The sequence below is a fragment of the Halomonas sp. NyZ770 genome (genome assembly GCF_020616575.1).
GTDB lineage: Bacteria > Pseudomonadota > Gammaproteobacteria > Pseudomonadales > Halomonadaceae > Vreelandella > Vreelandella hamiltonii.
This window is the reverse complement of sequence record NZ_CP085143.1, coordinates 4,017,034-4,024,853: the sequence shown is the minus strand read 5'-3', so window position 1 is coordinate 4,024,853 and position 7,820 is coordinate 4,017,034. Positions and strand designations below refer to the sequence as shown.

At 57.8% G+C, this 7,820-nt stretch carries 8 protein-coding genes; 4 read left to right on the top strand and 4 right to left on the bottom strand.

What is annotated here, in order from left to right:
- The first annotated feature begins 533 nt into the window (after positions 1 to 533).
- The 4 genes from rpmH to mnmE all read left to right on the top strand — a co-directional run bounded on the left by rpmH (position 534) and on the right by mnmE (position 4,379).
- Complete coding sequence (gene rpmH, locus LG409_RS18620) at positions 534 to 668, top strand: 50S ribosomal protein L34 (protein WP_009723348.1); 135 nt, start codon at positions 534 to 536, stop codon at positions 666 to 668.
- Between the two features lie 13 nt (positions 669 to 681).
- On the top strand, positions 682 to 1,083 hold the full coding sequence (gene rnpA, locus LG409_RS18615; RefSeq protein ID WP_157779951.1) for a ribonuclease P protein component: 402 nt from the start codon (positions 682 to 684) through the stop codon (positions 1,081 to 1,083).
- A gap of 115 nt (positions 1,084 to 1,198) precedes the next feature.
- Positions 1,199 to 2,881 (top strand): membrane protein insertase YidC, encoded by a 1,683-nt coding sequence (gene yidC / locus LG409_RS18610; RefSeq protein WP_189463645.1) that lies wholly within the window; start codon positions 1,199 to 1,201, stop codon positions 2,879 to 2,881.
- Positions 2,882 to 2,999: 118 nt separating this feature from the next.
- A complete protein-coding gene (mnmE, locus tag LG409_RS18605; protein WP_227407386.1) occupies positions 3,000 to 4,379 on the top strand; it encodes a tRNA uridine-5-carboxymethylaminomethyl(34) synthesis GTPase MnmE in 1,380 nt (459 codons plus the stop codon).
- A gap of 20 nt (positions 4,380 to 4,399) precedes the next feature.
- Here mnmE and LG409_RS18600 read toward each other — a convergent pair whose 3' ends face one another.
- The 4 genes from LG409_RS18600 to rdgB all read right to left on the bottom strand — a co-directional run bounded on the left by LG409_RS18600 (position 4,400) and on the right by rdgB (position 7,808).
- Positions 4,400 to 5,245 (bottom strand): 23S rRNA (adenine(2030)-N(6))-methyltransferase RlmJ, encoded by an 846-nt coding sequence (locus LG409_RS18600; protein ID WP_039179092.1) that lies wholly within the window; start codon positions 5,243 to 5,245, stop codon positions 4,400 to 4,402.
- 76 nt (positions 5,246 to 5,321) lie between these two features.
- Positions 5,322 to 5,993 carry an OmpA family protein gene (locus tag LG409_RS18595; protein ID WP_039179089.1) on the bottom strand — a complete coding sequence of 224 codons (672 nt, stop codon included), beginning with the start codon at positions 5,991 to 5,993 and terminating at the stop codon, positions 5,322 to 5,324.
- Positions 5,994 to 6,037: 44 nt separating this feature from the next.
- Positions 6,038 to 7,207 (bottom strand): radical SAM family heme chaperone HemW, encoded by a 1,170-nt coding sequence (gene hemW, locus LG409_RS18590; RefSeq protein WP_096921741.1) that lies wholly within the window; start codon positions 7,205 to 7,207, stop codon positions 6,038 to 6,040.
- A complete protein-coding gene (gene rdgB / locus LG409_RS18585; RefSeq protein WP_227407385.1) occupies positions 7,200 to 7,808 on the bottom strand; it encodes an RdgB/HAM1 family non-canonical purine NTP pyrophosphatase in 609 nt (202 codons plus the stop codon). Before rdgB ends, hemW begins: the two co-directional genes overlap by 8 nt.
- Positions 7,809 to 7,820 lie beyond the last annotated feature (12 nt).

Sequence of the window (7,820 nt, the reverse complement as noted above, 5' to 3'; positions counted from 1 at the left end):
TCATCTCACCATCGATTGAAAACGGCCGACCATTGTAGCGCCCAACGAAACGGTTATCCACACGCACTCGGGGCTCTTTTCCGCCTGTGGACAAATGACCATGAGAGCTTAGGAAAAGCAGCGGACGGCATGGGTACAAAACCGCAAATTGCCGAGTTGTGCTGCGTTAATCACACATAAATCACAGCTTTTACGCTACTTCACAGCCAGTTACCCACAGATTTTTTATCATTTTAAGGCTCTGATAAAGATAGAGATAAATGAGTTATCCACAATTAATATCCCCACTATTAATAACAACAGGTTTAAGTAAACCCATTAGTAATAGTAGTGTCATCGACGTTCGTCAGACTGACAGGGCATCGTGGGCCGCCATTGCCCTTTTCACGCTTTTCATGCAAGGAAAAATTGCACCGAGGCCAGGAAGTCTCTACAATTTCCGGTCTTGAATTGAAACTCCCCGGCTGGTTCCTCACTGGACCGGGTCATCTGGAATTCAATTTCCGTCCTAAACCACGTGGGAATAACGAGTTATGAAACGCACTTTTCAACCCAGCGTTCTCAAGCGCAAGCGCGCGCATGGCTTCCGTGCTCGTATGGCAACCAAGAACGGCCGTGCCGTCATCGCACGCCGCCGTGCCAAAGGCCGCAAGCGTCTGAGCGCCTGATCTCGGATTGCGTGTGTCGCCTCAAGGCTTTCCCCGGTGCTTGCGATTGCTGAACGCTGGGGATTTCAGTCACGTGTTCGAACAAGCCGACTTGAAAGTCCATGGCAAGGGCATGATGGCGCTAGCGCGCTTGAATACTCTGGGGCACCCCCGCATTGGCCTGATAGTCAGCAAGAAAAATGTGAAGCTTGCTGTGGAACGTAACCGCTTCAAGCGCCTGGTTAGAGAATCCGTTCGCCTTCGTCAGGATCGCTTACCCGCTGTGGATATCGTGATCATGGCCAAGCGAGGCGTTCAGGAGATCGACAACGAGACGCTGACTCGCCAATTGCATGGCATGTGGAAACGACTCCAGCGCGAGGCTCCGGCGGTATCGACATCTCCGCCATCACATGGCCTGACACGTGACACTTGACGACACACCTCGCCGCTCGACCTCGGCCTGCCGCTTGGCAGGCTTTCGTGTGTCATGGGCCGAGCAAATGACACTGCGCCATTAGCATGTTCACCACCCATCGGGCAGAACCCTCATGGACGTAAAACGACTTTTATTACTGATTCCACTGGCAGTGCTTGCCTACCTACTGGTTGTACAGTGGAATCAGGATTACGGGCAGACCAGCTACGACTCCACTCCCGAAATGACCCAGACAAGCAATGGGGCACCTGCGAGTGAAGGCGGCAGCGACGATCTTTCCGTTCCCAGTACTTCCGCACCTCAGGCCGCCATCGATGAAGGCATGAGCGACTCGCCAAGTTCGACCGCCAGTCGTGACTTCATCGCCGTCACTACCGATGTGCTGGACGTACGCATCGACCCCTTTGGTGGGGATATCGTGTATGCCGCTCTGCCACAGCACAAGCTGACGCTGGACTCTGAACGCAACTACGTGTTGCTGTCGGATAACGCCACGCGCAGCTACGTAGCACGCTCTGGCCTGCAGCTGGATGGCCAGGCAAGCCGCATCACGTTTACGCCTGAAAACACCGAATACCGCCTGGGCAACGACGAGCAAGAGCTCACCGTCGACCTGACGGCAGAAGTCAACGGCGTTGACGTGATCAAGCGCCTGACCTTCGAGCGCGGCAGCTATGCGGTCAATGTCAGCTATTACCTGGCCAACAACACTGATGAACCTGTCAGTGCCCGTTTCATTGGCCAACTGGCTCGCGATAACAGCCCGGACCCCTCCAGTGGCGTCGCCATGGGCATGAGCTCTTATCTGGGGGCTGCCTACTCGTCACCCGATACCCGCTACGAAAAAGTCGATTTCGATGATATCCAGCGCGGTCGGTTCGAGAACCGTGAGGCCCAAGGTGGCTGGGTAGCCATCATTCAGCACTATTTCGTCTCTGCCTGGGCACCTGCTCAGAATCAGCAGAACCTGTATTACGCGACCACCGACTCCAGCAACCGCAACGTTGCCGCCTTTGCAGGGCCGGTGACCAGCGTGGCCGCCGAAGGCGAAGCCACTCTGGGGGCTACCCTCTACATGGGGCCCAAGGTACAGGAGTACCTGGAGCAGGTGGCACCGAATCTGCGTCTGACCGTGGACTACGGCTGGCTGTGGTTCATTGCCAATCCGCTGTTCTGGCTGCTCGACAAGATTCATGACGTAGTCGGCAACTGGGGCTGGTCCATCGTTCTGCTGACCGTGCTGGTCAAGCTCGCGCTATTCCCGCTTTCAGCCAAGGCCTATAAGTCCATGGCTCGGATGCGCAAGCTCGGGCCGGAGATGCAGCGTCTCAAAGAGCTTTATGGCGATGATCGCCAGAAAATGTCTCAAGAGATGATGAAGTTCTACCAGAAAGAGAAGATCAACCCGCTGGGTGGCTGCTTGCCGATCCTCATCCAGATGCCGGTCTTCATCGCGCTGTACTGGATGCTGCTGGAATCCGTTGAACTTCGCCATGCGCCGTTCATGCTGTGGATCCAGGATCTGTCGGTGAAAGATCCGTACTTCATTCTGCCCATCCTGATGGGGGTATCGATGTACGTTCAGCAGCTGCTCAACCCGACGCCTCCGGATCCCATGCAGGCCAAGATCATGAAGATGCTGCCCATTATCTTCACGTTCTTCTTCCTGTGGTTCCCGGCGGGTCTGGTCATCTACTGGGTGGTGAACAACATCATCTCGGTAGCCCAGCAGTACGTGATTACCCGCAATATCGAGAAAGACCCCAACGTGGGTAAAGGGATGCGCACCAAGTAGCCTCTCATCCCGCCCTTTACCAGACCCCCGCTAAAGCGGGGGTCTGGTGTTTCAGGCCTGCCCTTTTCTTCCGCTGCATACACGATACACTCTCTTTTTTTGATCTCCGGGACGCGTTATGGCTGAACGACTCTATACCCAAGACACGATTACCGCCCTGGCCACCCCCCCAGGGCGCGGCGGCGTGGGCATCATCCGCGTATCCGGCCCGGAAAGCCGCCATATCGCTCAGGCCATACTGGGGCAATGCCCTCCCCCGCGTCATGCCTATTACGGCCCCTTCAGTGGTGCTCAAGGCATTATCGACGAAGGGATTGCGCTGCTGTTTACCGAGCCTAACTCCTTTACCGGGGAGGACGTGCTGGAGCTGCAGGGGCACGGTGGCCCCGTGATCATGGATATGCTGCTGGAGCGCTGCCTCGCGCTGGGCGCCCGCCTGGCTCGGCCTGGCGAGTTCTCCGAACGCGCGTTCTTGAATGACAAGCTGGACCTGGCCCAGGCCGAAGCGATTGCCGACCTGATCGATGCCAGCTCACGCTCAGCTGCCGAAAATGCCCTACGCTCGCTGCAAGGCGAGTTTTCACAGCGCGTTTCTGGGCTGGTTCAGCAGTTGATCGAGCTGCGTGTCTATGTTGAGGCCGCCATCGACTTCCCCGAAGAAGAGATCGACTTTCTTGCCGATGGCCACGTGGCAACGCATCTGGAACAGGTGCAGCAGGCGCTGATGCGTGTGCGCCAGGCCGCAGGCCAAGGCGCCTTGCTGCGTGAAGGCATGAGCGTGGTGATTGCAGGGCGCCCCAATGCGGGCAAGTCCAGCCTGCTCAATGCGCTGACCGAGCAGGACACGGCCATCGTCACGGACATTGCCGGCACTACCCGTGACGTACTGCGTGAATACATCCACCTGGACGGCATGCCACTGCACATTATCGACACCGCTGGCCTGCGCGATACGCCGGACGCGGTAGAAAAAATTGGCGTTGCCCGGGCCTGGGAAGAGATCGAGAAAGCCGATCGCGTGCTGCTGCTGGTCGATGCCTCGCTTACCCAGGCAACGGACCCCATGGCCATCTGGCCCGAGTTCGTGGCCCGCCTGCCAGACCGACAGCGCTTGACCCTGGTGCGCAACAAGATCGACAGCAGCGCCGAAGCGCCAGGGCTCGAAACACCTGAGTTACCCACAAGCACTCCCATCGTCAGGCTGTCGGCCAAAACGGGAGCGGGTGTGGATAACTTGAAAGCCCATTTGAAAGAGGTGATGGGCTTTTCCGCCACTACCGAAGGACGTTTCTCGGCGCGCCGCCGTCATCTGGACGCTCTGGACCGTGCCATGGCCGCGTTGGAAGCAGGGCGCACTCAGTTGGAAGGCTACGGAGCAGGCGAACTATTGGCCGAAGATCTTCGCGATGCCCAGCAGGCACTGGGAGAGATTACCGGCGAGTTCAGCGCCGACGACCTGCTTGGAGAGATCTTTGGCAGCTTCTGTATCGGCAAGTAGACTCGACTACTCCTCCACCTTTACTCCGGGACCAACCAGGACGTACGGAAGCGGCTGTGCTCGCCCAGCGTCGGTGTGATCTGTGACATGGCGTTGATCAGACGCTCCTCCAGCCCCCAGGGGGGGTTGATGACCAGCATGCCGCTTCCGTACATGCCGCGGGCACCCGCTTCAGGGGCACGTAGCAACATTTCGCTTTGCCAGATTTTGCGAATTCCGCTGTCACGCAGGCCTGCCAGCAGCGCTTGATGGTGTTCGGCAGGTAATAACGGATACCAGATCATCACCACGGCATGCCTGGCTTTCTCGAGCACGTAGGCCGTGCTCTCCACCACTTCGTGGTACTCGATCTTGCGCTCGTAGCTGGGATCCATCAACACACACACCCTGGGGGTCGATGCCGGTACCTGATGGCGCAGGCCGACCAACCCATCGCCGAAGATACGCGTCGCCCGCTTGGGCAGCGACTGGCTGGCGAGATGTTCGTGCTCACCGGGATGCAGTTCGAACAGCGTCAGCCGATCCTCCGAGCGCAGACGCTGGGCGAGCCACCAGGGAGAACCCGGATAGCAGGCCAGTGTATCAGCGTCTGGCTGGGCACTGGCCACGGCCTCGAGCCAGGCGCCAAGCAGCGGATCTGCCAACTGCTGGCGATGTTGCCAAAGCGGTAAAACGCCCTCACGGTACTCCAGCAGCCGCTGTGTCTCTTCGGTAGCCAGTGGATAGAAGCCTCTGCCCGCATGGGTATCTACATATGTAATTGCTGATTTTTTACGTAACAGATGATCAATGACGGCATAGAGTGTCAGATGCTTCTGAACATCGGCGAAGTTACCGGCATGGTAGGCGTGTTGGTATGACAGCATGAGGATGCCTATATAAACAGAACGCCCGCTATGTGAGCATAGCGGGCGTTCTAGAGCAATGCAGAGTTTTTACGGCTTATTGGCCATTGCCTGTCGGCGTCAGCGTGATTTCGACACGACGGTTTTGTGCACGCCCCTGTTCGGAGTCATTGCTGGCAACCGGCCGAGTCGCACCGTAACCCAAGGTGTTCAGACGCATGGAGGAAACGCCATTCTGCCCCAGGTAACGACCTACCGATTCGGCACGGCGCTCGGAAAGCCGCTGGTTGTAATCCGCGTTGCCCGTGCTGTCGGTGTGCCCAGCAATGTTGACGCGGGTATCCGTGTACTGGGTCAACACATTGGCCACTTCATTGAGTGCACTGCGTGCGTCGCTGGTCAGGTCAGCAGAGTCGAAACCAAAGGTCACACTGCTGGGCATGTTCAAGACGATGTCGTCGCCGCGACGGTCGATCTCGATACGAGACCCCTGCAGGTTTTCACGCAGCTGCTGCTCCTGGCGGTCCATGTAGGCCCCGACCCCAGCACCGGCGGCGGCGCCAACCGCTGCGCCGATCAACGCTCGGTCACGACGGCTGGTGCTTCCATCACCAGACAAGGCACCCGCTGCGGCACCAATGGCTGCCCCAATGCCCGTACCCACCGCTGTACTGGAGCGTTGTGTTTGACCACCATAAGGGTCGGTGGTGGCACAGCCCGCCACCAGAATAGCCGCCGCCAACGGGGTCAGTAGTCGGAACATACGCATCACTCACTCCTTTTACGATTAGGTTTTGCCTTTGTTATCACTGCTCACTCATCACTGATCAGTGCCAGCAGTTCGTTCAAGAATAATAGACCTTGAGGAGAAGCACGCAGCTTTTCGGGCATTTCCACCAAAAGTCCTTTTTCGTGAGCACTTTGTAAACGGTCAAGTAACAGTTCGACAGGCTGGCCCGTATGCGCTTGCCATGTCTTCAGGCTTGCCCCTTCCGTCAATCGCAGTGCATTCATGGCAAATTCCAGCGGCAGCTCATCGGCTTCGATCGGCTGTTTGCCGGCCACGAAACCACGTGGATCGTCGAGACGCCTCAAATAAGACTGAGGCTGGCGGGTTTTCCAGCGGCGTTCGATCTGCCATTGGCCATTCTCGTCGATACACGTCAACTTGCCGTGGGCACCCGCTCCAATGCCCAGATAGTCGCCGAAGCGCCAATAGTTCAGATTGTGCTGGCTTTGTGAGCCGAGGCGCGCATAGGCCGATATTTCATAACGCTGCAGCCCTGCCCGTTCAAGGCGCACATGCCCTGCTTCCTGAATGTCCCACAGCGCTTCCTCTTCCGGTAACGGAGGAGGATGTGAGAAAAAAGCCGTATTGGGTTCCAGGGTCAATTGGTACCAGGAGAGGTGTTCCGGCGCCAACGCCAAGGCCTGGTCGATGTCTTCCATGGCCTGTTCAGGCGTTTGCTGGGGAAGCCCATGCATCAAGTCGATGTTGATATTATCGAAGCCCGCCGACCTGGCCTGCCCCACGGCCGTCAATGCCTCTTGCCCACTATGGATGCGCCCCAGGGCCTCTAGCTGCACCGGACGAAAACTCTGTACCCCCAGCGACAGCCGGTTGATACCCGCCTCTCGGTAACCTACGAAACGCTGCTGTTCGGTCGTGCCTGGGTTGGCTTCCAGAGTGATCTCGATGGTCGGTGCAAACGCCAAACGCTGCTGAATACCCTGAAACAGCCGCTGATAGAAGTCCGGCGAGAGCAGGCTAGGCGTCCCGCCGCCAATGAAGATCGTTTGCAGAGGGCGTTCGGCTGCCAGAGGAAGATCGTGCTCCAGATCAGCCAATAGCGCAGCCAGATACGCCTCTTCAGGGAGCCATTGGGCGCCTGGCTCGTGAGAGTTGAAATCGCAATAAGGGCACTTGCGAACACACCACGGGGTGTGGATGTAAAGCGACAGGGGCGGCAGTGCCTCAGCCATGCGCCACCTTCAGGATATCCACGAGATCGTGCAGCGCACGCCCGCGGTGGCTCAACCGGTTCTTGGACTCTGACGCCAGCTCAGCCACGCTCATGCCTTGATCCGGTAACCAGAACAGAGGATCGTAACCAAACCCACCATCCCCACGGGGATGCGCCAGAATTTCGCCTTCCCAGCTGCGCTGTACGATGACGGGGACAGGGTCTTCGGCATGACGCAAATAGACCAGCACACACCAGTAGCGGCCACTGCGCTGACCTTCCGCACAGTCGGCAAGCGCCGCCAGCAGTTTCTGATTGTTGCGTTCGTCACTCTTCGGCTCACCGGCATAACGCGCAGAGTAGATACCCGGTGCTCCTTGCAGTGCATCCACCTCCAGCCCCGAATCGTCTGCCAGGGCAGGTAACCCGCTGACTCGGCTGGCTTCACGAGCTTTTAACAGCGCATTCTCAACGAAGGTCAGTCCGGTTTCTTCCACGTCTTGCACGCCAAACTCTGCCTGTGCTCTTACATCGAGCCCAAGCGGAACAAGTAACTGATTGAACTCTTTAAGTTTTCCTGCGTTTCCACTGGCCAGGACAAGCGTCGTACCCGTCGACATATCGAAACCTCC

What these genes read in the sequence shown, in the direction of transcription:
- rpmH (WP_009723348.1), top strand. Translation starts at nt 534, where the DNA reads ATGAAACGCACTTTTCAACCCAGCGTTCTCAAGCGCAAGCGCGCGCAT.
- yidC (WP_189463645.1), top strand. Translation starts at nt 1,199, where the DNA reads ATGGACGTAAAACGACTTTTATTACTGATTCCACTGGCAGTGCTTGCC.
- mnmE (WP_227407386.1), top strand. Translation starts at nt 3,000, where the DNA reads ATGGCTGAACGACTCTATACCCAAGACACGATTACCGCCCTGGCCACC.
- LG409_RS18600 (WP_039179092.1), bottom strand. Translation starts at nt 5,245, where the DNA reads ATGCTGTCATACCAACACGCCTACCATGCCGGTAACTTCGCCGATGTT.
- LG409_RS18595 (WP_039179089.1), bottom strand. Translation starts at nt 5,993, where the DNA reads ATGCGTATGTTCCGACTACTGACCCCGTTGGCGGCGGCTATTCTGGTG.
- hemW (WP_096921741.1), bottom strand. Translation starts at nt 7,207, where the DNA reads ATGGCTGAGGCACTGCCGCCCCTGTCGCTTTACATCCACACCCCGTGG.
- rdgB (WP_227407385.1), bottom strand. Translation starts at nt 7,808, where the DNA reads ATGTCGACGGGTACGACGCTTGTCCTGGCCAGTGGAAACGCAGGAAAA.